This window comes from Pseudomonas sp. HLMP (assembly GCF_046365545.1).
GTDB lineage: Bacteria > Pseudomonadota > Gammaproteobacteria > Pseudomonadales > Pseudomonadaceae > Aquipseudomonas > Aquipseudomonas guariconensis_B.
Genome location: NZ_JBDLLR010000001.1, coordinates 3,716,846 through 3,741,895 on the forward strand (window position 1 = coordinate 3,716,846; position 25,050 = coordinate 3,741,895).

A 25,050-nucleotide genomic window follows, 5' to 3' on the forward strand; every position below is an offset into this window, starting at 1 on the left:
GCAGGGCGCTAAAACAGCAGGGTGCATTCTCCTTTCCCGAACCTGCTGGAGGCTCCCATGGACCCTGCCCATCCCCATGCTGCACCCGCTGACCTGGCATTTCCCGAGACCGCTGGCGAACACTGGGTCCAAGCCCTGAACAACGGCAGCCATGTGCTCATCCGGCCGCTGCGCGCCGCGGATCGGGAGCGCGAGAAAGCGTTCATCCAGCGGCTGTCGCCGCAGTCGCGGCACTTTCGCTTCCTGTGCCAGATCAAGGAGCCCGGCGAGGCCATGCTTGACCAACTGATGAGCATCGACCACGACCGGCAGATGGCCTACGTGGCCTTGGCCCATGTCGACGGCGAGCTGCAGGAAGTGGGCATCAGCCGCTACGCGGCTGCGGCCGAGACCGGGCAGTGCGAATGCGCGGTAACGGTGCTCGATGCCTGGCAGAACCTTGGATTGGGATCGCTGCTGCTCGGCCACCTGATCGATGCCGCCCAGGCCCATGGCTTCACGCAGATGTACTCGATCGACGCGGCCGCGAACGTGGCGATGCGCGACCTGGCACAGGCCCATGGCTTCACCACCTCGCGGGACCCGGACGACCCCAGCCAGGTCGTTCACCGTCTGGCCTTGGTCTGAGCTGCCTGCAGGTGGGTCATCTGGGGCTGCGAAGCGGCCCCAGCATTTGCCAAGCCCAACGGTGTAATTAGTGCTCCTCCCCCTGCCCCACCGGCACCGTCTGCAAGTGCTCCGGCACACACACCGACCAACCGAGCTCGAGACTGATGCGCCGGCGCAAGGTATCGGCGGCGTGGGGCTCGCCATGCACCACGTAGGTCTGCCGGGGCGCGGTACGCAAACCCCGCAGCCACTGGATGATTTCGTCGGCATCGGCATGGGCGGAAAGATTCTCCATGGCGAACACCTGTGCGTTGATGGGGACGTCCATGCCATGCATGCGCACGCTCCTCGCCCCGGCGACGATGTCCGCCCCACGCGTGCCACCGGCCTGGAAGCCTGAGAACAGCAGGCTGTTGCGAGGGTTGGGCGCCAACGCCTTGAGGTGGTGCAGCACCCGCCCACCGGTCGCCATGCCACTGGCGGCGATGATCACCGCAGGCCCGCGCAACTGGTCCAGTTGGCGGGACTCGTCGACCGAGCGAACGATGCGCGTGCTCCGGTACATCGCCGCACACTCCTCGGCCGACAAACGGTGCTCGCTGTGAAAGCGCAGGTACAGCGCCGTGGCGTCGGTGGCCATGGGGCTATTGAGATAGACCGGGATATCGGGGATCAGCCCGTCCTTCTTCAGCTTGTAGAGGTAGTACATCAACAACTGGGCGCGCCCGACGGCGAACGAAGGCACCAGGGTGATGCCCTGGCGCAGCGAGGTCTGGTTGATGACATCCGCGATGTACTGCTCGGTCGAGCCGGCGGGGTGCTGGCGATCGCCATAGGTGGACTCCACCAGCAGGATGTCGGCCGCCTCGATGGGCTCGGGCGCATACATGACCGGGTCTTCCGGCCGCCCCAGGTCGCCGGAGAACACCAGCGTCTGGCCATCGACACTGAGCTCCACGCTGGCAGCGCCCAGGATGTGCCCGGCCGAACGCAGGTAGACGTGCACGCCAGGGGCGATCTGCACCCGCTGGTGCAACTCCAGCGGCCGTAACAGTTTCAAGGCACGCTGGGCGTCCTCTTCGGTATAGAGGGCACGGGCGGGATGATGCTTGGAATAGCCCCGCCGGTTGGCATAGTCGGCTTCCTCCTCCTGCAGCCGTCCGCTGTCGAGCAGCAGTATCCTGGCCAGCTCGCAGGTGGCGGGGGTGGCGTAGACCGGCCCGCGATAGCCTTCCCGGGCCAGCACGGGCAGGTAGCCGCTGTGGTCCAGGTGGGCATGGGTCAGCAGCACCGCGTCGAGTGAATGCAGCGGCATCGGCAAGGGTTGCCAGTTGCGCAGCCGCAGCTGCTTGTAGCCCTGGAACAGGCCGCAGTCGACGAGGATACGGGTGGCACCGCGTTCGAGCAGGAACTTGCTGCCGGTCACCGTGCCGGTGGCACCGAGGAAGGTAAGCTGCATGGCATCGACCTCTGGGATCAGTCAGGCGTGGGTTGACCGCCAGGGCGCTACAGGCCATCGGACATGCCCGCCAAAGCGGCTCGTCCACGGATTATCGAAGCGCCGCCGCCTGCCGGCTTGATCCAGGTCAGAAAGGCTCGCGCCACACCGGAAACTTGATGCAGGTCAGGTCGCCCGGAGTCAGGCGTTCTACAACAACCTTGTTGCCGGCTGGGATCGAGCGCTTGGGAGCAGGGTATGAACAGCAAGCATGACGATGACGACCTGGCCTGCCCACATTGGGTCGAGGCCCTGGATGACGGAACACCGGTGTTGATCCGCCCCCTGCGCGAGGAGGACCGGGAGCGGGGGCGGCGTTTCCTCGGGGCGATGGCCCACGACGTGCGCCACTTCCGCCGCCTGGCAGGGTTCGATGGCCGCGCGCCGTCGATGATCGACCGGCTGATGGACGTGGACCCTCACGGGTGCAGGGTGTTCGTCGCCCTGGTGCATGACACAGGCCAATTGTGCCAGATCGGCTTGAGCCGCTACGCGGCGATCCCCGGCAGCCAGGACTGCACCTGCGCGGTGGCGGTGAGCGAGCCCTGGCGGCGCAAGGGGCTGGGCAGGCTGCTGATGCGGCACCTGATCGATGCCGCCCGGAGCGATGGCTTGCACGGCATGGTGTCGCGCGACCTGGCGGGCAACTACGGGATGCACCGGCTTGCCAAGGCGCTTGGCTTTTCTGCCCGTTACCTGGACGGGGATGTCTCTGAGATCATCCATGAACTCGCACTGCGCGAGTGAGTGTCGATGCGGGACGGGCGTCAATGCCGGTCAGTCACGCGGCATGGGGCTGCCTTGCAGCCCATCGCCGGCAAGCCGGCTCCCACAAGGTACGAGTCGTACCCTAGATGGTGCGGTTTGTAGGGACTCTGTGGGAGCCGGCTTGCCGGCGATGGGGCGCGAAGCGGCCCCTGTCGCTCACACCACCGCCTGCTCCGGCGTGATCACCAGCACGCTGGTCGGCAACTTGTACAGCATCCGTTCGACCGTGCTGCCGATATACCTGGCGACGCCGCGATGGTGGGTCCGCCCCATCACCACCACATCGATATCGTGATGCCCGACGAACAACGTCAGTACCTTGGCCGGGTCGCCCATGATCATGTGGCAGCGCTCGGGAGGAATGCCATTGCGTTCGGCCAACTGATTGAACTCGTCACCCTGCGCCGCGTGCAAGGTCTCGGCGGCGTTGGCGTCGAACAGGAACGAACGCCGGGCAAGGGTCTCGGCCTCCTGGTACATGGTGCCCAGATCGTAGACGTAGAGAAGCTCCATCTGCGCATTGCATTGCAAGGCCAGCTTCAAGGCTTCGCTGATGATGCGGTCATTGAACCCTTCGTACTGGTCTTGCGGCCGCGACAGGTCCACAGCCGCCAGCACCCTGCGCGGGAGGGCATGCCGGGTGGCACAGACGAAGTGCAGCGGCACCCGGCACTCGCGCAGCAGCCGGACATCGAGCGTGGTGAACAGCGCCCGCTGCAGGCGCGACGCCTGCTCGATATCCTTGATGAGCATGGCGAACGGATACTCGCGCAGGTGGGCGAGGATTTCATCGAGCACATCCTGCACCCAGACGACCTCGGTGGTCACCGTGAGCCCGTTGCGGCGCAGCGGCACGGCCTGGGTCTCGAGCCATTGGCGGTGTCGCTCCAGGTAGCCCTGGCGCATCGCCGCCAGGGCCTGCTCATCCACCAGCCCGGCCGTGGCCAGCCCTTCGAGGTAGTCGAACGCCACGATGTGCAGGGCCATGCCCTTGGCCTTGGCCAGGGCCGCGGCCCGTTCGTGGGCGGGGGTATGCTGCATCAGCGGGGAGGCGATGAGCAGCAGTCGTTGTTGGTCGGCCATGGCGCACCTCATGCTCGGGAGTCGTGCTTCGATGCTGCGCCTCCGCCCTGCTGCCCGCTTGACCTGTATCAAGATCGCATCGGCACCTAGCGGGCCGACATACGGTCGCGCGCGACCGGCCAATCCCGAGCGAAACATTGACACCGGTCAATGGATGCCCAGGGTTTTGGCGCACGCTAGGTGAACATTTCGAATGCCGATCACGGATCAGGAGGCGTTGCCATGGCTCGCATGAAAGCTGCGATCTTCGTCGACAAGAACAGAATCGTGCTGGACGAGAAACCCATTCCCGACGTGGGCCCCCTCGATGCGCTGGTGCGGATCACCACCACCACGATCTGCGGCACCGACGTGCATATCCTGCGTGGCGAGTACCCCGTGGCCAAGGGCTTGACCGTCGGCCACGAACCGGTCGGGGTCATCGAGAAACTGGGCGCCCAGGTCCAGGGCTTCAGCGAAGGCCAGCGGGTCATCGCCGGGGCGATCACCCCCAGCGGCCACAGCAACGCCTGCCTGTGCGGCTGCGCCTCCCAGGATGGGCCGGGCACCCGGCATGGCTTCAAGGCCACCGGGGGCTGGAAGTTCGGCAACATCATCGACGGTTGCCAGGCCGAGTACGTGCTGGTGCCCGACGCCATGGTCAACCTCTCGCCCATTCCCGACGGGCTTTCCGACAAGCAGGTGCTGATGTGTCCGGACATCATGTCCACAGGCTTTTCCGGCGCCGAACGCGGTGGCGTGAAGATCGGTGACGCGGTCGTCGTGTTCGCCCTCGGCCCCATCGGCCTGTGCGCGGTCGCCGGGGCACGCCTGATGGGCGCCACGACCATCATCGGCATCGACTCGATCGCGCCACGCATGGCCGTGGCACGCCAGCTCGGCGCGACCCATGTGGTCGACTTCAAGCAGGGCGACGTGGTGGAACAGATCATGGCCCTCACCGACGGCCGTGGGGTCGACGTGGCGATCGAGGCCCTGGGCACCCAGGCGACCTTCGAGTCGGCCCTGCGCGTACTACGTCCAGGGGGCACGCTGTCGAGCCTCGGGGTCTACGCCAGCGACCTGCGCATTCCGCTGGACGGTTTCGCCGCCGGGCTCGGCGACTACAGCATCGTCACCACCCTCTGCCCGGGCGGCAAGGAGCGCATGCGCCGCCTGATGCAAGTGGTCGCCAGCGGCCACGTCGACCTGTCGCCGCTGGTGACGCACCGCTTCAAACTCGACGATATCGAGGCGGCCTATGAACTGTTCGCCCATCAGCGCGATGGGGTCATGAAGGTGGCGATCACGCCCTGAATCCTCCTGCCACGCTGGGCATGGACGCTGTCACGCTTCATCGAATGTGCATGTACAGGTACGTCTGAACCTCACAGGCCTTGGCCTGGCGCAACCACGCGGAGGATGGCCGATGAACGTCTATATCGAGAAGCACCCACGACAGGGCCGTTGGTGGGTGCACATGGACCTGTGGCGCGTGGCCTTCAACAGCCACGAGGAGGCTCGCCAGTTCGTGGAACGCTTGAACAGCCGCCTCAACGCCCCGCATTCCCTGGCGATGATCGCTCCTTGCCCGGTCCCCCCGGATCACCTGCCCCGCCCAAGTGCCCGCGCGCACCCGACGGAGGCCTGACATGTACGAGCGGATCAACGCCAGGCTCATCGAACAACCGCCCCAGGATGCCGCGGCCCCGCCGATCCACCTGCACCCGCTCGCCTCTGTCTGCAAGGGCTGCAGGGTCGGCTCGCTGTGCCTGCCCACCGGCCTGCCCGAGCAGGACAATGGCCGCTTCAGCGCGCTGATCGGCCAGCGCATCAGGGTCAGGAAAGGTTGCGGCCTGTACCACGCCAACGACCCGTTGCAGTACCTCTACGCGATACGCTTCGGCAGCTTCAAGACCAGCCTCACCAATGCCGAGGGGCAGGGTCTGGTCATCAACTTCTGGATGCCGGGCGATGTGATGGGGCTGGATGCGATCAGCACCAACCGCCATGTCTGCGATGCCATCGCCCTGGAAGACAGCGAGGTCTGCCCCATCCCCTACCAGCGCCTGGAAGCGTTGGCCCGTGAGTTCCCCTTCCTGCAACAAAGCCTGAACCGCCTGCTCAGCCGGGAAATCGTCCGCGAGCACGAGCGCGTGCTGATGATCTGCAACCTCACCGCCGAGGAACGCTTGGCGAGCTTTTTGGTGGGGCTGTCCAGGCGCTTCGTCAACCGGGGCTATTCGGCCCACGGTTTCGTCCTGCGCATGTCGCGGGAAGACATCGCCTCCTACCTGGGGCTGCGCCTGGAAACCGTCTGCCGGGGCATCGCGCACCTGCGGCAACTGGAAATCGTGCGCCTGCGTGGGCGCGTCGTGGAGATCCTCGACCTGCCGGCGCTGATGGCGTTGGAACATGGCTACGGCAAGTCACGGTCACGCTCGGCGTGCGCCCGGCCCGCTGAGGACTGAGTGAAAAAAAGACGACAGGTTCGCCCCCATGCCAGTCAGTAACGCTTAACTGACTGGCATGGGGGCGAACGTTCAGTTTTGCCCGATCACCTGGGGCGAACGCTTCAACACGCGCCGCTTGAAGTCGGTCACCAGCATCAGGAACAACAGGCAGAAGCCGATATAGCCATTGAGCACGTACACCACGTTGATCAACGCATCGAAGGGTACGTTCAAGCCCACGGCGGTGCCGACCACGCAGAGCACGCACAGCAGCCCACGGTGCCGGGCACTGAATTCATCCGGCGCGAAACGCTTCACCGGCGCCCACAGCAGCGAAGCCGCTGTGGTGTAGATGGCCGCGAAGATGACCAGCGTCACCAGGCCAGACAGACTGGGGCTCAGCTTTTCCACCAGGATCAGCGAAGGAATTTGCGCACTGGCCACATCCTCCAGGTGCGCCGCCAGGCCGAGCATCATGGCCAGGACCGCCAGGGAGAACAGCACCATGCCCAGGACGGCGCCGCCACCGGCCTCGGCGCGATTGTTGCTGGTGCTGCCCAGGTTGGTCATGAAGGCCGCCAGCCACATCATGCAGAAGCCGACATAGGACAGGCACGCCGTGAACCAGCTGCTGCCGGCCTGCAGGACGGTCTTGTCCTCCACCAGGGGCTTGAGCGTGGCCGGGTACTGCTCCAGGCCTTCAGGTGCCATGAGCACACCCGCCACGCCGATGACGATCGCCAGCACCGAGAGCAGCGGGCCGATGGAGCCCACCACGCTGATCAGGCGGTTGAAGCCGAAGAACAGCGTCACCAGGGTCAGCCCGCCCATGAGGACGCCGCCATACCAGTTGGGCCAGCCGAACTGCTGGTTCAGGGCCGCCCCCGCGCCAGCGATCATGACCCAGAACGACATGTACAGGAACAACACCGAGAAGTAGTCGAAGAACGTCCCGATAGGCTTGCCGCAGTAATACCTGAAGATGTCTTTGGGTGCGGAAAACTGTTGCTCGTAACCCGCCATGACAAAACTCAGTGCCACGTAGGTGAATAGCAGGAACATGAGCGCGATACTGGCCAGGCCGGCATATTCGTAGGCCACGAAGTACTGCATGATTTCCTGGCCTGTGGCGAAGCCGGAGCCGATCAGCAGGGCGATACAGGCGCCACCGATGACGAACATTCGGGAAATGCGGGCGGGGGAATGTTGCTTATCCATTTTGACTACGTCCTCGTGCTTCTTTTTCTTATTGCTAGAAGTCGCTGTATTCCAGGCGCAGCAGGGCAGCGCGCAGCGCCCGAAGAACACTGGGTATGAAAGGCTTTTTTCGACAGTTGTAACGTGATCGAGCGGGTGGAAGGGCTGGGAGTGGTGGTTCTTCTCTTTGTTATCCAGCGTGGATTCGACAAGCAATGTACGTGCTGGTTTTGCCCACCGAACCTTCCGCTAACGCCGTTTGCGTGTCTGTTCGCGACACTTGGGAAGCGTGTACCAGAACAGGGGTGGCCAGTGGACGAGCAAGGTCGAGAATACCCTACCGTGCTCGGCCTACCGGCTCTGCCACGACAACCAAGTGCATACCCGCAATATCACACGCGTGCCGTTGATCTGCCCTCGGCGAACTGGTGGATACCGGTCACTGGGCCGCTGCGCGCCCCTTTCGCGCCACAAGGCCGCTCCCCCTTCTGTCATTCATCACTGTGCTTATGAGGGATCACCCTGCCCTTCGGACTGAGCTGTCGCGCAGAGAACATACGGTTGAGGCAGGCCCCTGTAGGAGCGAGCTTGCTCGCGAACAAGGGCGCAGCCCTTGCCGTACACCGGTGGAGTCAGGGCCGTCCTTCAGAACTGCCTGGCGATTGCCGCCACGATGATGCCTGCGGCAATCGCCGGCAGCGGTTTTCTCAGCGACAGCATGACGACCGCGGTCGCCAGCAAGGCCAGACGCGCGCCCATGTCGCCCGTCACCGCCAGCGGGGCGATGACCGCCACCAGTACCGAACCCGACATGGCATTGATGAACTGCTGCACGCGGTAGTTGATCGGCACGAACGACATCACGAAAACGCCACCCCAGCGCGTGGCCAGGGTCACCACCGCCATGACCAGGATAATGACGAACGTGCCGAGGCCTGTGCTTTCGATACTCATTGCTTCTTCTCCATCCAGAGTGCTCCCAGCACACCACCGGCCAATGCCCCGACCACCACATGACTGTTTTCAGGCAGGTACGCGTACGCCAGGAGCGATGAGCACGCCGCAAGGCTCCAGATAACCAGCATGCGCAGGTTCTTTTGCCCACCGATCACCATTGCCAGCAGGAAGCATCCCATCACCATGTCGAGCCCCAGGCTGACCGGGTCCTGGATCGCGCTACCGAAGTACAGGCCCAGCCAACTGCCCAGCGCCCAGGCCGACCACAACGCGATGCCCCCACCCAACAAGAGCCCCAGGCCAGGCTTGCCGCGGTTGAAGGCCTGCATCGACATCGCCCAGTTGGCATCGGACACCACCAGCATCACCCCGTAGCGCCTGGCCCGGGGCAGGTCCTTCAACCAGGGATACAGGGTCGCGCCCATCAGCAGGTGCCGGGCGTTGATCGCGAACACCGTGATGACCAGCGGGACGATCGGTACATGCGTTCCCCACATATCGAGAACAGCGAACTGCGCCGCGCCGGCAAACACCAACGCACTCATCAGTAGCGTCGATACATCGTCCAGCCCAGTCTGGGCCGCAGCCAGGCCGAAGGCGACACCGAAGACAACGACGAACAGGGAAATGGGCAGAAGCTGCTTGAAGCCACCCCATACCTCGCCCGCGTCCAACCGCACGGGTCTATTTTCCACACTCAACGCAAACCTCTCCTCTTTTCTGTATGGGTGCTCAGGCATTGGGGCATATTTTGCTGGGCAGCCTTGATTCAGAAAAGCGAATAAGTGTTCGGCAGGCCAGGGGACACCCCCACTGGCCTGCTGTGATAGCGCTAATGCGCTATCGATCACCGCCCCTCGAACACCGGGCACGACGCCTTCTCGATGGCCGCTATCGCGTCGGCCTCAGTCATCACTCCCGACTCGGCCATGATCGCCAGCAGCGAGCGACCTTCGTTCACCGACTGGCGCGCCAGCTTGCTGACCTGGGCATAACCCAGGCGCGGCACCAGGGCAGTGGCCACGGCCATGGAGTCGGTGAGATGCGCCAGATTGCGTGCCTCATCCGCCTGGATACCAGCCACGCACTTGTCGCGGAAACGTTCGATGCCTTGAGTCAGCAAGGTGATGCTGTCGAACACCCGCGAGGCCACCACAGGCTCGAAGTGATTGATCTCAAGCTCGCCATACTGCACGGCCTGGGCCACGGCGACGTCGTTGCCGATCACTGCGAAACTCAGCTGGATCATCGCCATCGGCAGCACTGGGTTGACCTTGCCGGGCATGATCGACGAACCGGCCTGGGCTTCCGGCAGCTTCAGCTCGCCCAGGCCACCTACCGGGCCGGAAGACAATTTGGTCAGGTCAGCGGCGATCTTCGCCAGCGACGCCGAGCAGGTGCGCAACTCGCCGGAGACACGGGCGAACACGTCCATGTTCTGCATGGCATCGAACGGGTTGGCCGGGGCCAGGTACTCCACCTGGGTGATGCGTGCCAGGTGCTGGTACACCGCCGCACGGTAGTCGGCCGGGGCACCGAAGCCGGTACCGATGGCAGTGCCGCCCAGCGGCAGGGTACGCAGCTTGCCGCGCACGGCCACCAGCTCATCGGCCAGGCGGCGGGTCAGCGAGGCGTAGCCGGAGAACAGCTGGCCCAGGCGCATGGGCTGGGCATCCTGCAAGCAGGTGCGGCCCAGATGGAGGATGTCGGCGAACTGCACGGCCTTGGCCTCGAATACGGCCGCCAGCAATTGCACCTGCTCGATCAACCCACCGAGCATGGCATGGGTGGCGATCTTCAGTGCCGCCGGATACACATCGTTGGTCGACTGGGAGATGTTGACGTGGTCGTTGGGGTGCACCACGTCATAGCTGCCGGCGGCATGGCCGAGCAACTGCTGGGCGCGATTGGCGATGACCTCGTTGAAATTCATATTGGTCGAGGTTCCGCCCGAGCCCTCCATCAGGTCGACGATCAGCGAGTCGTCGCACTCACCAGCGATCAGCGACTGGCAGGCCTGCGCAATGGCCTCAGCCTGGGTGCCGCCGATCACACCGCAGTCGAGGTTAGCCAGGGCCGCGGCCCACTTGCACTGGGCGAAGGCATCGCGCAACGCCGGATAATGGGCGACGGTCAGCGGCGAGACGGTCAGGTTGTCGAACCCGCGTACGGAGTTCACGCCGTAGAGCTTGCTTGCCGGAATCTGCACATCGCCCACATAGTCCTGTTCGACGCGCACGTCGACACGGTCAAAAGTACTCACAGGTAGTTCCCTCATCGAATTTCACTAAAGCCTCGACCCCCTTGCCCAGCGCCTCGAGGCGCGGCAGGAAGGAGTCGAAGATGACGGTACGCGCCGACTCGCAGGCATCTGCGAAGAAGGCGCCGTATTCATTGCGTCTGGCCACCAGGTACAGCGAGCGCTCCAGGTTCAGCTCGGGTGCAAGGTGGGCGGTGACGTTATCCACCCAGGGCAAGGCCTGGAGAAAGCACATGGGGCTGGTCACCGCCCAACCGATACCCTCGGCGACCATGGCGGTCAGGGCGTCGGCGTTGTCCAGCTCCAGGCGGTTGGGTACGCGCACGTTGAGGCTGCGCAGGTGCCGCTCGATCTGCCGGCCCACCTGCGAGGTGCGGTTGAAACGCACCACCGGCAGCACATTGGCCAGCGCACGGACGTCATCGATGCTGTGCAGCTGTTTGCCCTGGGCCTTGGGCGTGATCACGAAGTAGCGTTCGGTGAACAGGCGGTAGCGGATCACGTCGTTGGCATCCATCAGTGGGTCGCTGGTGACGATCAGGTCCAGGTCACGGCGCAGCAGCGACTCGCCCTGCTGCGGGCTCAAGCCTGTGCGCACCGACAACTGCGTCACCTGGCCGAGCATCTGCCGGGTGAACATCGAGCCGCAGGTGGCGGCGAAGGAGTCGACCAGGCCGATGCGCAGGTCGGGCTTTACCCCGCGCCCGGCATCCAGCACCTGGGCCTTGAGGTTGGACAGCTCCTCGCTGAGCAGCGCACCACGGTTGCGCAGGGCCAGGCCGAAGGGGGTCAGGGTCAATGGCCGCGTGGTGCGATCGACCAGCACGACCCCCAACTCGTCCTCCAACTGGCGGACCATTTGCGACACCCCGGACTGGGAGATCCCCATGCGGCTGGCCGCGCCCGACATGCTGCCCTCCTCGGCCACGGCGATGAACACCTGTACTGCGTGCATGTCGATCAGTCGATTGGCTGGCATGGGATCTTCCTTTTTAGCGTTAGCGGATCAGTGCGCGTTGGCCGGCCGCTCATCGGCCGTGGCCGCAGCCTGGGCCTCGGGACTGACCGCTGCAAGCTGCTCCTGGCTGGTCTCGGGGGCGAACAGGTGACAGAACACCCCGCCGAACACCAGCACACCGACGCACACTCCCAGCGCCGTATGCACCCCCAGGTGCTGCACGGCGATCGGCAGCAAGAAGGTGGCGAAAGCCGAACCGAAGCGGCTGGCGGCCACCGCCATGCCGATACCCGAGGCCCGCAGGTGGGTGGGGAACAGCTCGCCGGGGTAGACGAACTCCAGGTTGACTGCTGCCGCCAGCACGCAGGCGAAGAAGCCGAAGGCGATGATGGTGCCCAGCGGCCCGAGGCCGGCCCAGGCCAGCGCGGCCAGGCCCACGGCACTGAGGTAGAAGGTGCCGACCAGGAATGCCCGGCGCGAGATGCGGTCGATGATCAGCAAACCGAGCAGCGCACCGATCATCAGCAGCACGTTGTACACCAGGCCGCCGACGAACTTGTCCTGTACGTTGAGCGCTTCCAGCACCCGGGGCGAGAACGTACCCAGGGCGAAGAACGGGATCACCTGGCAGGTGTAGAACACGCAGCCGACCAGGGTGTTCTTGCGCCAGCGCTTGCTCATCAGTTCGTTGAAACCGCCGCGCTTGCTTGGCGTGACGGGTGCTGTCGGCAGGCTCACGTTCGGGCCGAACTTGGCGCGCACGATGGCCAGCGCCTCCTCCCTACGGCCACGGGCCACCAGCCAGATCGGCGACTCTGGCACGCCCAGGCGCAGCGGCAGGATCAGCAACGCCGGCACACCGCTCAACGCCAGCATCACCCGCCAGGCGTCCGGGCCGATATCACGGATGGCGAAGCCCACCAGGTAGGCCGCCACGTACCCCGCCGCCCAGGCTGCCGCGAGCACGCTGAGCAGGCGACCACGGTAACGACGCGGGGCGAACTCGGTGACCAGCGACTTGCTCACCACATAGTCGAAGCCCAGCACCAGGCCCAGCAGCAGACGCAGCACCAGCAACTGCTCCGGTGAGGTGACGAAGAACTGCGAGGCCGAGATACCTGCGAACAACAGCATGTCCCAGGCAAAGATGGTGCGACGGCCGAACTTGTCGGCCAATGGCCCGGCAAACAGGCTGCCGAGGAACAGGCCCGCCAATGACGCCGCGCCGAGCAGCCCCATCCATAGCGCATTCAATTGCAACGGCCCCGCCGCCATGCTGACCGCGATGCCGATGATCCCTAGCACGAATCCGTCACTGAATTGACCGCCTGTGCCACTGAACACCGTCCGCAGGTGGAAGCGGCTCAGGGGGAGGTCTTCGAACGAAACTGGACTACTCATTCGTGTCTCCACTTGCTTCTTGTAGTAGTTGTGGGCCGGCCCGGGTGGCCGGTTGCGAATGAGTCTACGGCTGCACAATCAGCAAAACAGCAGGTGTGTTCGGAGTATCAGGATCCTTGATACTAGCGGCCACGAACACTGATGGAGGTGCCTTTTATCGGGCTCGCGGCGTTGCTCGGTAGCGTCAGGAGCTTCGTGGAGCGAGGCTATCTACACCTGGCCAGTGACAGGCGCAGGATGGCGTTCGCTCACGGAGAGGGGGCAAGCAGAAATGTTGTAAAGCACAACCTCGACAAACGCCGCTGCGCTGCCAGTTCGAACAGCGTGGCCAGGCAGGGCAGGTGGAAGTGCTCGGTCATGCGCTCGACCGAGTCCCAATGTCCGGTGATGATCCAGGCCTCGCTCGAGGACTCCCGGCGAGCCAAGGTATAAGCCACGCAGCCGGACGTGCGATTCAGCGCTTGCAGCAGTGTTTCCAGCCTCCCCCGAAGGTTCGCTGCCGCCCCATTGGCCGAGTCGATTTCCACTGTGTTGATTGCAACCAGGCCCATGGCGCTATCGCTCCGCCGTTCATTTCGCCAGTAGTTGATCCGCGACCTTGAAGGCTTCTTCCTCGGTGTTCACTACCAACAGCGGATAGCCCCAGAAGGCTTCGAACGTGCTGGCGAACGACCTGGCGGCTTTCTGTTTTTCAGCATCGGGCTCGACGAGCACCTGCCCTCTGACGAAAGCGCGCAAGGCGGCCTTGTGACGCTTCATCCAGAGCGACAATCGCTTGCGTTCTTCGTGGGAATGCTCATGCGCCTGCCGGTCTGCGTTTTCCGCATCCAGTAACACGAAAGGCTCCTCGCGGGCCAACAGCGCTTCGAACGCGGCAAAGCCCTCGTCGCCGGTATCGATGCCGGCACCGCCAATCTTCATCCAGACCAACGGGAAATAGGTGGAATTCAAAAGCATCGGGCTCGTCCTCTGGGTTGGCTCCTGAAAAAACAAGGCGTCGACGACGCCGTTGCACAATAACGACGCTCCCCGTGGACGTCATTGCATAATCTTGTCATTCTGTTTTTCATTTCGGCCAAAGGCATCCGCCTTCCACAGGAACAAGCATCGTGCAGCCGACTGCCACAGAGGACAGCCCGCATTCGTGGGACATCGATGGCATTGCCCGTCAGGTCATCGCCTTGAATGCCTCCTGGGTGGGCAGGGACTGGGAGCACGCACCTCACCGCCATCGCAAGGCGCAGTTGATCTACTCGGTGCGAGGCATCCTCAATTGCGAGGTAGAGACCGGGCTGTGGATCGTGCCACCGCAGTGCGCACTGTGGATCCCGGGCGACATGCTGCATTCGGTCCGGGGGTCGGGAGAAACCGAGTGCTATTGCCTGTTCGTCGAACCGCAGGCCATCGAAGGTTTACCTAGTGCCTGTTGCACCCTGGCCGTGTCGCCCTTGCTCCGCGAATTGCTGCTCAAGGCGACGGGGTTCGAAACGCTGTACGCCGAGCAGGGTCCGCAGGCGCGGTTGATCGCGACCTTGCTGGACGAGTTGTGCGAAGCTCCCGTCGAAGACCTGCATCTACCGACGCCGAGCGACCGCAGGCTGCGCCAGTTGACGCGAATGCTGCTGGCCGATCCGGCCAGCAAAACACCGAGTGGTGAATGGGCCAAGCGCATCGGCATGAGCGAACGCAGCATGAGCCGGCTGTTGCTGCAGCAAGTCGGCATGAGTTTCGGCCGCTGGCGGCGGCAGTTGCACGTGATCCTTTCGTTGCAACGCCTGGCCAGGGGCGAGAGCGTGCAGACGGTTGCGCTGGCGCTGGGCTATGAAAGCGCCAGTGGCTTCGTCACCATGTTCCGCAAGGCGATGGGCAAGCCGCCGGCACGCTATCTGCTCGAACGCGGCACCAGCGGTGAGGCAGGTGCTGCGCGCAGCATCGTGCTTGTGCCAGCGTGTTCACCCACGCCCAGCACGCCCTGACCCACTACAGCCGTAGTAGATACGGATCCCTCCGTCTCAGCGATACTGCATGCAAACCCGCCCCGCCCGGAGACGGCCGATGCGCATTCTGCTGATAGATGACCACGGCATCCTCAGGGCCGGGGTCAAAAGCCTTATCCAGGCCGTTCACCATGACGCCCAGGTCCTGGAAGCTTCATGCACGTCGCAAGCCTTGGCGCTGGTGCGCAGCCAAGCCTTCGACGTGATCTTCCTGGACCTCTGCATCCCCACCTCCCCCACCAGCAACGACCTCACGCCAGACAATGGCCTGAGCCTGTTGTCCCTGTTCAAATCCGGCCGGGAGGAGCCGTCTGACCCCGACCCCGCAAGGTGTGTGGTGGCCCCGGTGATCGTCATGTCGGCCGAATCCGAGCGGCGCTTCGTCGATGAGGTCATGCGTCGGGGAGCGTCGTCCTACGTGCCCAAGTCCAGTGCTCATGAGGCGATGCTGGAAGCCATCAACCGTGCGCTGAGCGGCGGGGTGTACCTGCCCAGCGAAGCGATCGGCAAAGGTGGCCAGGCACCGGCTCCTTCCCTTCCCCTCCAGGAGCGGCCCGTCACCCCGCTAGGCCCCAAGGACCTGGGGGTAACGCCTCGCGAATTCGACATTCTGCGCCTGGCGTTGCAAGGCAATGCGCCCTGGAAGATCGCGGCGATCCTGGAGATCAACCCGGTCAACGTGCGCCAGTACCTGAGCAAGCTCTACAGCAAGTTCGGGGTGATCGACCTCTACGGCTTGCAAGGCTTGTTCGCCAAGACCGGTCAGGTGCTGGGGGTGCTGTCTTCCCCCGCCTCGCCAGCGTTGGCCTGCCGGCCGCGGAACAAGAGCTGCTGAACGGCGGCCATCAATGTTGCCGCGCTTTCACCCTTGCTGACCGACCGGGAGAGGAAATCGTCATCCAGCGGCCGTGGCAACAGCTCCGCCGAGTAAAGGATCGCCGGCACCTGGGCCCAGTCGTAGAACGCCCTGACGTGCTCGATCAGCGCCACGCCAACCAGGCCGTCGTGCAATGTGTAATCGCAGATGAGCAGGTCCGGGTAGCGGTCAGGCGCCCGCTCCAGCGCCGCCTGCAGCGAGGCCCGATCCTCGGCCGTGACGACGATGGCGCCCTGCAAGGTCAGGGATTTCGACAGGCTGTCGAGGATGCGCTTGTCATCGTCGACCAGCAGCACATAGGCACCGGTGATATCCAGGTCTTTCCCGTTGACCTGCACAGCGGACGCACTGGCGCCCAACGGCGGCTCATCGCCCTGGTACAGCGGGCAATCGATTGAGAAACGGCTGCCGTGTCCGGGCCGGCTTGCGAAGGTCAGCCGATGCCCCGGGAGCCGGTCGATGAAGTTTTTCACGATCGAAAGTCCAAGCCCCAGGCCACGCTGGCTGTCATGGTTAGGATTATCGACTTGGAAGAACTCCTCGAAGATCTTGCGTTTGAAGGCGTCGGGGATGCCTATGCCAGTATCGACCACATCGATGCGCAAGGTCGTTCTGCCCGCCACACTGCCCACCAGGACGCCGCCACGCTCCGTGTACTTGATGGCATTCGAGATCAGGTTCCCCAAGATCCGCTTGAAGATCGCCCGATCAGAATTGAGAACGGCATCCCGCCGGCGCTGGGGCAATCGAAGACGCAGGCCCTTGGCCTGCGCCGAAGGCATGTACAGGCACCCGAGTTCCGTCATCAGTTCGTTCAAGGAAAAAGGCTCGATGGCCGGTTGCGACTCACCACTGGTGAACACTTCACGCAGGCCTGTGAACAGGGCGCTGATTTCCCGGCCAGAGGCCTCTATATCCCGGAAGACCTCACGCAGGCGATCATGCTGGCCCTGCTCGACAATGCGCTCCCCTGCGAACGCCAAGGAGGCGATCGAGGCCAAGGGCTGCATGGTGTCATGGTAGGCCGCGCGCACGAAGCGCGTGCTGGCTTCGGCCTTTTCGCGGATCTGCGCGGCTTTCCTCGCCTCCTGGTCGAACAAGGCCTTCAACGCATCGTCCGCTTTCTGCTTCTCGCGGCGGATCCGGCTATTGGCCTGCTCGAGGCTTTCATTCTTCCTGTTCAGGGCCAGGGTTTTGAGATACCCCTCCCGGGCAACCTTCTCGGCGCGCACACTGATCGTCCACCCCACCAAGGTAAATGCCAGCAAATAGAACATGGCGGGAAAGAAGTTGATCTGCAAAGCCCCGGTGGCGATTTCCTGCAGCAGGAACAACAGCACGCAATAACCCGTACTGAACAAAGAATAACGAGCCAGCAGTGCCAAGGTGCCATGCTGAAAGAAGATAACCAGTACGATGCCGACAAAATAATAGTTGTAGTTCAACGGCGCCGGCACGATTTGCACCATGGCCACCAGGCAGGTCTGGGTGAAACATACCGTGACCACCACACTTCTGTTCACCCAGCGCTCATCCTCGAAACGTGCGGTGAACGACACCACGGTCACTGCGGCTATCGCCAGCGTGCCGACCACCCGCCATACCAGGATCCCGTGAAAGTCCGTCCGGGACAGGACGTGTTCGTGGCTGATGTAGTGGTAATAATCCCAATAACCAAAACCTGCCCAAACAGCAATGGCGACGAACATGAACAAGCGTCGCCTTCTGAGGTTTTCAATGGCCTGGGTGTCGAGGAAGCCTTGCTCGTCCCGCGCGGAAGAAAAACGCTGTGGTAAACCGAAAAGTTCAACGGCAGCCATCTGGAGTTCACGCAGTCTTGTCATGTTGGCCACTCACGCTGCGGCTACTACAACTGTTGCACCACCGCCGTTGTATTTTTAAAACACGCCTTCGGTGAGAAGCTGAATCCGTCGAAAAACTCCAATTTCGAAACAGCCGGAGCAGGCTTCATGAACATCAATCAGATTAAAGCACTTGTCCGAAAACTCGCCATCGCGCCGCTGGCGAGCGGTCAAGGCCGCCCCTTGCCCACACAGAGCGAGCGGGGAGAGGTTGCGAAGACCAGGGTGGGCCTGGGGGGAACACAGACGGCGAACACCACGCCAAGGGTCAGTCGTTGTGCATCGGTCGAAATGACGCAATTGCAACTGTCGGCTCACCTTGTCGTCAGCTTCGCCTTTTCAAACTACCCGTTAGCGAAGGCCGCCATCCCGGCGAGCCTGGTAACGATGGAGAACAATCATGAAACTTGTAAAAACCCTCGCGGTTGGCAGCATGCTGCTTGGTCTTATGGGCACGGCTTATGCTGAAGACGGCTTTGAGCGAGCCAGGCAATTCAAGCAGAACTTTCTAGCGGAGCAAGCGCGCCTATGGGGTGATGGCGGTGTGGAGCAGAAGCAACAGCAGATCGCTCAGCGACAACAAGAACAACGGGACGTCAAGGACGACCCCAACAAACCATCAGCGGTAACGAAGGACTTTAAATGACGGTAGCAATTAACAAGAGAGCCAGGATAACGCCTGGCTCTCTTGCATCGCCCATGTATCGATCTTCACTGATTGCTCAGCTCGATCCCACACCTCGGGTTCGGTCATGCACCGGACCATCCCGAGTCTAGTATTACCTTAAATAGTATTCGTGTATAAAACCTGAGTCCTTAACAGACGTTCACAACCCGCTGCAATCGACAGCAGACAGGCCCAAAGGGAACAGCCCCTGCATTATTCGTTACAGCCAAGCCCTGATCTGTCGCGCTACCGCCTCCGTGGAAATACCATAGCGATCATGCAAAGTCGGCAACGCCCCCGCATCCAGGAATGCATCCGGCAGTGCGATCTGGCGGAAAGTCGGCGTGACGCCGTTGCGAAGCAGTACACCTGCAACCGCCTCGCCAAGGCCACCGATGATCGAATGGTTTTCTGCAGTCACGACCAAGCGGCCCGGCTTGCGTGCCTCGGCGAGCAGCGTCTCCTCGTCCAGCGGCTTGATGGTCGGGACGTGCAGCACCGAGACGTCCACCCCCTCTTTGTGCAACTGCTCCGCCGCCTCCAGCGCGCGCATGGTCATAAGCCCGCTGGCAATCAACAGGACATCTCGCCCACCACGCAAGACCTGCGCCTTGCCCAACTGGAACCTGTAGTCGTAGCGATCCAGCACCACGGGTACGTTACCGCGCAGCAGGCGCATGTACACCGGTCCCTTATGCGCGGCGATGGCAGGCACCGCCTGCTCGATTTCAAGCGCGTCGCAAGGGTCGACGATCATCAGGTTGGGCATCGCACGGAAGATCGCCAAATCATCGGTTGCCTGGTGGCTTGGGCCGTAGCCCGTGGTCAGGCCAGGCAAGCCGCAAACGATCTTGACGTTGAGGTTCTCCTCGGCAATGGCCATGCAAATGAAGTCGTAGGCCCGCCGTGAGGCAAATACCGCATAGGTGGTGGCGAAAGGTGTCAGGCCTTCGCGAGCCATGCCGGCAGCAGCGCTCATCAGCAGTTGCTCGGCCATACCCATTTGGTAGAAGCGGTCGGGGTGGGCCTTGGCGAAGATGTGCAGGTCGGTGTACTTGGACAGGTCGGCGCTCAGGCCGACAATGTCCTGGCGCTGTTCAGCCAGGGCCGCCAAGGCATGGCCGAACGGCGCCGACCGGGTAGGCTGGCCCTCGGCAGCGATGGAGGCGATCATCGCCGACGTGGTCAGGCGTTTCTTCGATACATTCGCAGTGTTCATGCTTGGCTCCCAGCGTCCAGCGCTTTCAAGGCAAGGTCCCATTCGTGTTCGTCGACGCGGATGAAGTGGGTTTTGTCGCGGTTTTCGAGGAAGGGCACGCCCTTGCCCATGCGGGTGTCGCAGATGATCACCCGCGGTTGCGCATCCGGGTGGGCACGGGCCTGATCGAAGGCCCGGACCAAGGCGTCGAGGTCGTTGCCATCTACCCGTTGTGCGTACCAGCCGAAAGCCTGCCAGCGGTCGACGATCGGCTCGAACGCCAGGATTTCGCTGGAATGGCCGTCGGCCTGCTGGTTGTTGACGTCGACGATGGCGATCAGGTTATCCAGCCGCCAATGGCTGGCTGACATCACCGCCTCCCAGGTGGAGCCCTCGTTCAGCTCACCGTCCGACAGCAGGTTGTAGACCCAGCTCGCCGAGCCCTTGCGCTTGAGCCCCAGACAGGCGCCGACGGCGATGCCCAGGCCATGGCCAAGCGAGCCGCCGGTGATCTCCATGCCGGGGGTGTAGGCAGCCATGCCGGACATGGGCAGGCGACTGTCATCGCTACCGTAGGTTTCCAGCTCCTGCTCCGGAATGACCCCGGCTTCGATCAGGGCAGCGTACAAGGCGATCGCGTAATGGCCGATGGACAGGTAGAAACGGTCGCGCGCCTCCCATCCAGGATTGCCTGGGTCCATGCGCAGGGCATGGAAATAGGACACGGCAAGCAGGTCCGCAGCACCCAGTGCCTGGCCGATATAGCCTTGGCCCTGGACCTGGCCCATACGCAGGGCATGACGTCGGATATTATGAGCGCGCACAGCCAGGGGCAGCGCCTCGTTGTGGGTAGGCACAGCAGTCATGAGTGACTCCTTGTTGAATCAACGATTGACCAGGTTTGCCGGTACGCGGAACACCAGGAGGGCACCACACATCAGCACGCCGGTGATCAGGTACATGCCGATGGCATTGCTACCCAGGGCCGTAGTGACCCACCCGATCAGGTAGGGGGAGCAAAAGCCGGCAAGGTTGGCGAAGCTGTTGATCGCAGCGATACCCGCCGCAGCCGATACACCGCCCAGCAATGTGGTAGGCAGCATCCAGAACAGCGACGACGCGGACAGGACCCCAGCCGCAGCGAGACAGAGGCCAAGGATCGACAGGGTGAGGTTGCTGCCCAGGGCTGCGGCAAGGCTCAGGCCCAGCGCGCCAAGCAACATGGGGATCGCGAGATGCCAACGCCGTTCGCGGTGGCGATCGCCGCTGCGTCCGGCCAGCAGCATCGCAACGATGGCGCACAGGTAGGGGATGCTGGTCAGCAAACCGATGTGCAAGGGTTCGCTCACCCCCGCATTGCGCACCAGTGTCGGCAGCCAGAAGGTGATCGCATACTGGCCCATCACGACGCAGAAGTAGATACCGGCCAGCAGCCACAGCCGACGGTCGCGGATGAAGTCGGCCACCGATCCATGCTCTACCTTGCACCGCTCGTCTTCAGCCAGCTCCTTGCGCACCAGGGCCTTTTCGTCGTCACTGAGCCAATGGGCCTGCTCGACGCCATCCTTCAAGTAGCTCAGTACCAGGATACCCACCAGGACGGTAGGGATGGCTTCCAGCACGAACATCCACTGCCAGCCGGCCCAGCCCTGCACGCCGGCGAAGCGTTCCATGATCCAGCCCGACAGAGGCCCGCCGACCATGCCCGAAAGCGGGATGGCGATGAACCACAGGGCGGTCATCTTCGCCCGTCGGTAAGAGGGGAACCAGTAGGTCAGGTACAACAGCAGGCCGGGGGCAAGCCCCGCCTCGGCGACGCCGAGCAAAAAGCGCAGGAGGTAGAACTGCCAGGCCGTTTCGACGAAAGCGAACATCGCCGAAATGATGCCCCAGGTGATCATGATACGGGCGATCCAACGTCGCGCGCCGACCTTGTGCAGAATGATGTTGCTCGGTACCTCGCACAGGAAATAGCCGATGAAGAACATCCCGGCACCCAACCCGTATACCGCCTCGGAAAGCGCCAGGTCATCCATCATCTGGAGCTTGGCGAAACCGACATTCACCCGGTCCAGGTAGGCACACAGGTAGCAGAGCATGAGAAAAGGCATCAATCGCCAGGCCGTCTTGCGGTAGGCACTGCTGCGCGCGGCCGAGGCCGCGTCGAGCGTCAATATGGTCATGTCGATCTGATCTCTTGTTGTTATTGATGGCCCGGAACAGGCCGGGCTCAGATACAGAACACGGCGGGACGGCTAGTGGATCAGCATCCCACCATTGACGTCCAAGGTGATGCCCGTCAGATAGCTCGACAAATCGCTGGCCAAGAACAATGCTGCATTGGCGACATCGCGCGCCTCACCGAGCCGGCCAAGCGCAATCCCCTCGATGATGGCGTGACGGCGTTCGTCTTGCATCAGTCCGCCGGTGATATCGGTATGGATCAGGCCAGGGGTGATCGAATTGACCCGTACGTTGTCCGGGCCAAGCTCGCGGGCCATCGCTTTGCCCAGGCCAAGCACGCCGGCTTTGGCTGCACTGTAGTGAGGACCACCGAAGATGCCGCCCCCGCGCTGGGCAGAGACGGAAGACATGCAAATGATGCTGCCGGAACCTTGGGCACGCATCGACGGGATGACCGCCTGTGACATCAACAACGTACCTCGCAGGTTCACATCGAGGATACGGTCATAGTCAGGACCGGTGATTTCCAGTGTCTTCACCGGCTGAGTGATGCCGGCATTGTTGACCAGTACATCGATCCGGCCGAAATGGGCCAGCACTTGCGCCACGGCGTCGCGTACCTGTGCTTCATCGGCGACGTTCACGGCAATTCCAATGTGGCCTTCCCCGAGTGTCGCGGCGGCGTCGGATGCCGCTTGCGCATCGATGTCCAGTATTGCGACCTTGGCACCTTGGTCCACAAACGCTTGGGCGGTCGCGCGGCCGATCCCGCGGGCAGAGGCGGCACCGGTGACGATTGCGAATTTTCCTTCGAGTAGCATGGGCAGTGCTCCGGATGATTATTGTCGTGAGCGGCGGTTCACACAGAACCGATGGCCACAGCTTCATGCAGGCGCGAGGGAGCAGCAACGCAGTGCACCTCATCCGATGCTGAAAAAAATTCAGCCCTGTCTTGTAGGCAGTTATCCGTGCAGAGTAAAAACCTCTGTCACAGCCGTTGCTTTCAGGAAAGATCATGAACCAGGATTCACTCAGAAAGCCGCCCCAGATCCCTGCGCTGAAAGCAATTCAGTCCTTCGAGCAAGTGGCACGCTTTGGAAACGTTGCCCGAGCGGCCGAGCAGTTGAACATCACCCCATCAGCCGTCAGTCACCAGATCGCGAACCTGGAAGCGCTGATCGGGCGCCCCTTGTTCATCCGAGAGGCCCGCGGCGTCTCCTTGACACCTGCCGGGAAACAATACCTGCGTGACGTTTCAGGCATTCTGCAGAGCTTGGCGAGCGCCACCGAGCGTGCCGGCAGCTCGGTCGGCTTCGATTGTCTGCGCCTTCACTCCGCGCCTAGCTTCGGCCTGCTCTGGCTCCTACCGCGCCTCGAACATTTTCGCACCTGCCATCCAGACATCCAGATCAACCTGTCCTGCTCGTACGAGTCGCTGCACTTCGGTCGCCACCAGCTTGACCTCGATATCCGCCATGGCTATCCCAATTGGCCCAGCCTGGAAGTGCGCACCATTCGACACGAGCGCGCGACGGTACTGGCCGCGCCGACACTGCTCGCGCGCACGCCAATCACGCAGCCCAGTGACCTGTTGGGGCAAAACCTGATCCTCTCGGAGGCGGCATTGGTCCAGTGGCCTCAATGGTTCGCCCAGCAAGGCGTAACGCTTCCCCAGGCGCCGTTTGCACTCAGCTTCGACCGTTCCTACATGAGCCTGGAGGCGGCGAGCCATGGCTACGGTTTCGCGTTGGAGAGTTCGCTTCTTGCCCAGGATTACATCGCTCGTGGCGAGTTGCTGCCCGTATTCGCAGAAGAGCTGGCGACCCCGGTTAGCGCGCATCATCTTGTCTTTCCGCGCGGGCATGCCGAGTCGTCGACGGTTCGACAGTTCCTCGATTGGGTACAGGGGCAGTTGGGCCATGACTTCAATTATTGATCCCGTGGGTTGGCGGGATAGCCGACACTGCCTCTGCCAGGGCTACAAAACTTCCCACCAATCACGTACGTTGCCCCCTGCCCCACGCCACTGAGGTCATCACTCATGGAGCACAAGTCTCTGCGCGACGCCTTCACCGGCTTGCCGATCTTTTTCGAAGTGGCCCGCGAGCGCAGCTTCACCAAGGCCGCAGCCCGCCTGGGCATGTCGCAGACTGCCGTCAGCCACGCGGTGCGCACCCTCGAAACGCGGCTGGGGGCCCGCCTGCTGGTGCGCAACTCACGGACCGTCACGCCCACCGAGGCTGGCGAACAACTGCTGCGCACGGTGGCGCCGGAGATGGCAATGATCGACGGCGAGCTCGAGGCCATGAACGACCTGCGCGACAGCCCCACCGGAACGATCCGCATCACCGCCTCGGACCATGCGGTGCGCACGGTACTGATGAGCAAGCTCAAGCAGTTCCTGCCCCAGTACCCCGGCATCAAGGTCGAGCTGTTCACCGACAACGGGTTCGTCGATATCGTCGCCGAGCGCTTCGATGCTGGCGTGCGCCTGGGTGAATCGTTGGCACAGGACATGATCGCGGTACGCATCGCCCCCGATGCACGATTCGCCGTGGTGGCCAGCAAGGCGTACCTGGCGCGCCATGGCGCACCGCAAGTGCCCGAGGACCTGCTGCAGCACAACTGCATCAATATCCGCCTGCCCACCCATGGCAACCTGTGGCCCTGGGAATTCAGCAAAGAAGGACGCTCGCTGAACCTCAAGGTCGAAGGCCAGCTGGTGTTCAACACCACCTTCGATATTCTCGACGCCGCCCTGGCCGGGTTGGGGGTCGCCTACCTGCCCGAGGAGCTGCTGGCCGCCCACCTGCAGGCCGGCGACCTGATCAGCCTGCTCGACGACTGGTGCCCGGTGTGGCCGGGCCTGCACCTGTACTACCCCAGCCGTCGACAGCCTTCCGGTGCCATGGCGTTGCTGATTGGCGCCTTGCGTCTCGACTGACTTATCAATCTGATACATAGCTACATGCGCTTTATGCGGGTTTTTATTGACCCCGCTGATACCTAGACTCTACGGCCTGTCGTATTTCCAGGCCGCGAAGCCAATGAACATCACCCAGCCCTCCCCCTGCGCTCCCCAGGGGCACCGACCGACGCCGC

Annotated in this window: 25 protein-coding genes; 10 read left to right on the forward strand and 15 right to left on the reverse strand. The window is 63.0% G+C overall.

Annotation, left to right across the window (positions count from 1 at the left end; genetic code table 11):
- The first annotated feature begins 57 nt into the window (after positions 1-57).
- Entirely contained in the window at positions 58-627 is a 570-nt protein-coding gene (locus tag ABFA30_RS17040; protein WP_253080934.1) for a GNAT family N-acetyltransferase, read from the forward strand.
- A gap of 67 nt (positions 628-694) precedes the next feature.
- On the opposite strand, the gene ABFA30_RS17045 is transcribed toward ABFA30_RS17040, so the two are convergent.
- Positions 695-2,068 carry an MBL fold metallo-hydrolase RNA specificity domain-containing protein gene (locus tag ABFA30_RS17045; RefSeq protein WP_225787447.1) on the reverse strand — a complete coding sequence of 458 codons (1,374 nt, stop codon included), beginning with the start codon at positions 2,066-2,068 and terminating at the stop codon, positions 695-697.
- A gap of 237 nt (positions 2,069-2,305) precedes the next feature.
- On the opposite strand from ABFA30_RS17045, the gene ABFA30_RS17050 reads away from it, so the two are divergent.
- Positions 2,306-2,854 carry a GNAT family N-acetyltransferase gene (locus ABFA30_RS17050; RefSeq protein ID WP_225787446.1) on the forward strand — a complete coding sequence of 183 codons (549 nt, stop codon included), beginning with the start codon at positions 2,306-2,308 and terminating at the stop codon, positions 2,852-2,854.
- A 177-nt stretch (positions 2,855-3,031) separates the two neighbouring features.
- Here the strand turns inward: ABFA30_RS17050 and ABFA30_RS17055 are convergent, their stop codons facing one another.
- Positions 3,032-3,958 carry a universal stress protein gene (locus ABFA30_RS17055; protein ID WP_253080935.1) on the reverse strand — a complete coding sequence of 309 codons (927 nt, stop codon included), beginning with the start codon at positions 3,956-3,958 and terminating at the stop codon, positions 3,032-3,034.
- 222 nt (positions 3,959-4,180) lie between these two features.
- Between ABFA30_RS17055 and ABFA30_RS17060 the strand changes: the two genes are divergently transcribed.
- The 3 genes from ABFA30_RS17060 to ABFA30_RS17070 all read left to right on the forward strand — a co-directional run bounded on the left by ABFA30_RS17060 (position 4,181) and on the right by ABFA30_RS17070 (position 6,408).
- On the forward strand, positions 4,181-5,254 hold the full coding sequence (locus ABFA30_RS17060) for an NAD(P)-dependent alcohol dehydrogenase (RefSeq protein ID WP_410045711.1): 1,074 nt from the start codon (positions 4,181-4,183) through the stop codon (positions 5,252-5,254).
- A 112-nt stretch (positions 5,255-5,366) separates the two neighbouring features.
- Positions 5,367-5,588: a hypothetical protein gene (locus ABFA30_RS17065; RefSeq protein WP_225787443.1), complete on the forward strand. Its 222-nt coding sequence runs from the start codon at positions 5,367-5,369 to the stop codon at positions 5,586-5,588.
- A 1-nt stretch (position 5,589) separates the two neighbouring features.
- Entirely contained in the window at positions 5,590-6,408 is an 819-nt protein-coding gene (locus ABFA30_RS17070; protein WP_225787442.1) for a helix-turn-helix domain-containing protein, read from the forward strand.
- Between the two features lie 72 nt (positions 6,409-6,480).
- On the opposite strand, the gene ABFA30_RS17075 is transcribed toward ABFA30_RS17070, so the two are convergent.
- From ABFA30_RS17075 to ABFA30_RS17110, 8 genes are all read right to left on the reverse strand, one after another.
- On the reverse strand, positions 6,481-7,608 hold the full coding sequence (locus ABFA30_RS17075) for a hypothetical protein (RefSeq protein WP_225787441.1): 1,128 nt from the start codon (positions 7,606-7,608) through the stop codon (positions 6,481-6,483).
- A gap of 624 nt (positions 7,609-8,232) precedes the next feature.
- The gene (locus tag ABFA30_RS17080; RefSeq protein WP_225787440.1) at positions 8,233-8,541 is read right to left on the reverse strand and encodes an AzlD family protein; all 309 of its coding nucleotides are present in this window, start codon (positions 8,539-8,541) and stop codon (positions 8,233-8,235) included.
- A complete protein-coding gene (locus ABFA30_RS17085) occupies positions 8,538-9,245 on the reverse strand; it encodes an AzlC family ABC transporter permease (RefSeq protein WP_368816502.1) in 708 nt (235 codons plus the stop codon). The genes ABFA30_RS17080 and ABFA30_RS17085 overlap by 4 nt, the downstream gene beginning before the upstream one ends.
- Positions 9,246-9,391: 146 nt before the next feature.
- Positions 9,392-10,807 carry an aspartate ammonia-lyase gene (locus ABFA30_RS17090; protein ID WP_410045712.1) on the reverse strand — a complete coding sequence of 472 codons (1,416 nt, stop codon included), beginning with the start codon at positions 10,805-10,807 and terminating at the stop codon, positions 9,392-9,394.
- Positions 10,794-11,783 (reverse strand): LysR family transcriptional regulator, encoded by a 990-nt coding sequence (locus ABFA30_RS17095; RefSeq protein ID WP_225787437.1) that lies wholly within the window; start codon positions 11,781-11,783, stop codon positions 10,794-10,796. Before ABFA30_RS17095 ends, ABFA30_RS17090 begins: the two co-directional genes overlap by 14 nt.
- Before the next feature lie 27 nt (positions 11,784-11,810).
- Positions 11,811-13,163, reverse strand: coding sequence for an MFS transporter (locus ABFA30_RS17100; protein WP_225787436.1), 1,353 nt, complete (start codon positions 13,161-13,163; stop codon positions 11,811-11,813).
- A gap of 248 nt (positions 13,164-13,411) precedes the next feature.
- Complete coding sequence (locus ABFA30_RS17105; RefSeq protein ID WP_225787435.1) at positions 13,412-13,714, reverse strand: antibiotic biosynthesis monooxygenase; 303 nt, start codon at positions 13,712-13,714, stop codon at positions 13,412-13,414.
- 19 nt (positions 13,715-13,733) lie between these two features.
- Positions 13,734-14,120 (reverse strand): hypothetical protein, encoded by a 387-nt coding sequence (locus tag ABFA30_RS17110; protein ID WP_225787434.1) that lies wholly within the window; start codon positions 14,118-14,120, stop codon positions 13,734-13,736.
- A gap of 152 nt (positions 14,121-14,272) precedes the next feature.
- Between ABFA30_RS17110 and ABFA30_RS17115 the strand changes: the two genes are divergently transcribed.
- Both ABFA30_RS17115 and ABFA30_RS17120 read left to right on the forward strand, forming a co-directional pair.
- Positions 14,273-15,139, forward strand: coding sequence for an AraC family transcriptional regulator (locus ABFA30_RS17115; RefSeq protein ID WP_410045713.1), 867 nt, complete (start codon positions 14,273-14,275; stop codon positions 15,137-15,139).
- A gap of 79 nt (positions 15,140-15,218) precedes the next feature.
- Positions 15,219-15,995: a response regulator transcription factor gene (locus tag ABFA30_RS17120; protein WP_225787432.1), complete on the forward strand. Its 777-nt coding sequence runs from the start codon at positions 15,219-15,221 to the stop codon at positions 15,993-15,995.
- On the opposite strand, the gene ABFA30_RS17125 is transcribed toward ABFA30_RS17120, so the two are convergent.
- A complete protein-coding gene (locus tag ABFA30_RS17125) occupies positions 15,923-17,881 on the reverse strand; it encodes a hybrid sensor histidine kinase/response regulator (RefSeq protein WP_253167793.1) in 1,959 nt (652 codons plus the stop codon). The two genes, ABFA30_RS17120 and ABFA30_RS17125, sit on opposite strands and share 73 nt — an antisense overlap.
- A gap of 418 nt (positions 17,882-18,299) precedes the next feature.
- Between ABFA30_RS17125 and ABFA30_RS17130 the strand changes: the two genes are divergently transcribed.
- On the forward strand, positions 18,300-18,545 hold the full coding sequence (locus ABFA30_RS17130; RefSeq protein ID WP_253080958.1) for a hypothetical protein: 246 nt from the start codon (positions 18,300-18,302) through the stop codon (positions 18,543-18,545).
- A gap of 241 nt (positions 18,546-18,786) precedes the next feature.
- On the opposite strand, the gene ABFA30_RS17135 is transcribed toward ABFA30_RS17130, so the two are convergent.
- The 4 genes from ABFA30_RS17135 to ABFA30_RS17150 form a co-directional block, all read right to left on the reverse strand.
- Entirely contained in the window at positions 18,787-19,785 is a 999-nt protein-coding gene (locus tag ABFA30_RS17135; protein ID WP_253102850.1) for a transketolase family protein, read from the reverse strand.
- Positions 19,782-20,630, reverse strand: a complete 849-nt coding sequence (locus ABFA30_RS17140) for a transketolase (RefSeq protein WP_225787428.1) — start codon at positions 20,628-20,630, stop codon at positions 19,782-19,784. Before ABFA30_RS17140 ends, ABFA30_RS17135 begins: the two co-directional genes overlap by 4 nt.
- Positions 20,631-20,648: 18 nt before the next feature.
- Positions 20,649-21,947 (reverse strand): MFS transporter, encoded by a 1,299-nt coding sequence (locus tag ABFA30_RS17145; RefSeq protein WP_253102851.1) that lies wholly within the window; start codon positions 21,945-21,947, stop codon positions 20,649-20,651.
- Positions 21,948-22,019: 72 nt separating this feature from the next.
- Positions 22,020-22,769: an SDR family NAD(P)-dependent oxidoreductase gene (locus tag ABFA30_RS17150; RefSeq protein ID WP_225787426.1), complete on the reverse strand. Its 750-nt coding sequence runs from the start codon at positions 22,767-22,769 to the stop codon at positions 22,020-22,022.
- Positions 22,770-22,963: 194 nt separating this feature from the next.
- On the opposite strand from ABFA30_RS17150, the gene ABFA30_RS17155 reads away from it, so the two are divergent.
- Positions 22,964-23,884 carry a LysR substrate-binding domain-containing protein gene (locus ABFA30_RS17155; protein WP_253167796.1) on the forward strand — a complete coding sequence of 307 codons (921 nt, stop codon included), beginning with the start codon at positions 22,964-22,966 and terminating at the stop codon, positions 23,882-23,884.
- A gap of 105 nt (positions 23,885-23,989) precedes the next feature.
- The gene (locus tag ABFA30_RS17160) at positions 23,990-24,892 is read left to right on the forward strand and encodes a LysR family transcriptional regulator (RefSeq protein ID WP_225787424.1); all 903 of its coding nucleotides are present in this window, start codon (positions 23,990-23,992) and stop codon (positions 24,890-24,892) included.
- The last annotated feature ends 158 nt before the right edge of the window (positions 24,893-25,050 follow it).

Bases quoted from the DNA above. Each gene is read 5' to 3' on its own strand.
- ABFA30_RS17040 (WP_253080934.1), top strand. From the start codon at position 58: ATGGACCCTGCCCATCCCCATGCTGCACCCGCTGACCTGGCATTTCCC.
- ABFA30_RS17045 (WP_225787447.1), bottom strand. From the start codon at position 2,068: ATGCAGCTTACCTTCCTCGGTGCCACCGGCACGGTGACCGGCAGCAAG.
- ABFA30_RS17050 (WP_225787446.1), top strand. From the start codon at position 2,306: ATGAACAGCAAGCATGACGATGACGACCTGGCCTGCCCACATTGGGTC.
- ABFA30_RS17055 (WP_253080935.1), bottom strand. From the start codon at position 3,958: ATGGCCGACCAACAACGACTGCTGCTCATCGCCTCCCCGCTGATGCAG.
- ABFA30_RS17060 (WP_410045711.1), top strand. From the start codon at position 4,181: ATGGCTCGCATGAAAGCTGCGATCTTCGTCGACAAGAACAGAATCGTG.
- ABFA30_RS17065 (WP_225787443.1), top strand. From the start codon at position 5,367: ATGAACGTCTATATCGAGAAGCACCCACGACAGGGCCGTTGGTGGGTG.
- ABFA30_RS17070 (WP_225787442.1), top strand. From the start codon at position 5,590: ATGTACGAGCGGATCAACGCCAGGCTCATCGAACAACCGCCCCAGGAT.
- ABFA30_RS17075 (WP_225787441.1), bottom strand. From the start codon at position 7,608: ATGGATAAGCAACATTCCCCCGCCCGCATTTCCCGAATGTTCGTCATC.
- ABFA30_RS17080 (WP_225787440.1), bottom strand. From the start codon at position 8,541: ATGAGTATCGAAAGCACAGGCCTCGGCACGTTCGTCATTATCCTGGTC.
- ABFA30_RS17095 (WP_225787437.1), bottom strand. From the start codon at position 11,783: ATGCCAGCCAATCGACTGATCGACATGCACGCAGTACAGGTGTTCATC.
- ABFA30_RS17100 (WP_225787436.1), bottom strand. From the start codon at position 13,163: ATGAGTAGTCCAGTTTCGTTCGAAGACCTCCCCCTGAGCCGCTTCCAC.
- ABFA30_RS17105 (WP_225787435.1), bottom strand. From the start codon at position 13,714: ATGGGCCTGGTTGCAATCAACACAGTGGAAATCGACTCGGCCAATGGG.
- ABFA30_RS17110 (WP_225787434.1), bottom strand. From the start codon at position 14,120: ATGCTTTTGAATTCCACCTATTTCCCGTTGGTCTGGATGAAGATTGGC.
- ABFA30_RS17120 (WP_225787432.1), top strand. From the start codon at position 15,219: ATGCGCATTCTGCTGATAGATGACCACGGCATCCTCAGGGCCGGGGTC.
- ABFA30_RS17125 (WP_253167793.1), bottom strand. From the start codon at position 17,881: ATGACAAGACTGCGTGAACTCCAGATGGCTGCCGTTGAACTTTTCGGT.
- ABFA30_RS17130 (WP_253080958.1), top strand. From the start codon at position 18,300: ATGAAACTTGTAAAAACCCTCGCGGTTGGCAGCATGCTGCTTGGTCTT.
- ABFA30_RS17135 (WP_253102850.1), bottom strand. From the start codon at position 19,785: ATGAACACTGCGAATGTATCGAAGAAACGCCTGACCACGTCGGCGATG.
- ABFA30_RS17140 (WP_225787428.1), bottom strand. From the start codon at position 20,630: ATGACTGCTGTGCCTACCCACAACGAGGCGCTGCCCCTGGCTGTGCGC.
- ABFA30_RS17145 (WP_253102851.1), bottom strand. From the start codon at position 21,947: ATGACCATATTGACGCTCGACGCGGCCTCGGCCGCGCGCAGCAGTGCC.
- ABFA30_RS17150 (WP_225787426.1), bottom strand. From the start codon at position 22,769: ATGCTACTCGAAGGAAAATTCGCAATCGTCACCGGTGCCGCCTCTGCC.
- ABFA30_RS17155 (WP_253167796.1), top strand. From the start codon at position 22,964: ATGAACCAGGATTCACTCAGAAAGCCGCCCCAGATCCCTGCGCTGAAA.
- ABFA30_RS17160 (WP_225787424.1), top strand. From the start codon at position 23,990: ATGGAGCACAAGTCTCTGCGCGACGCCTTCACCGGCTTGCCGATCTTT.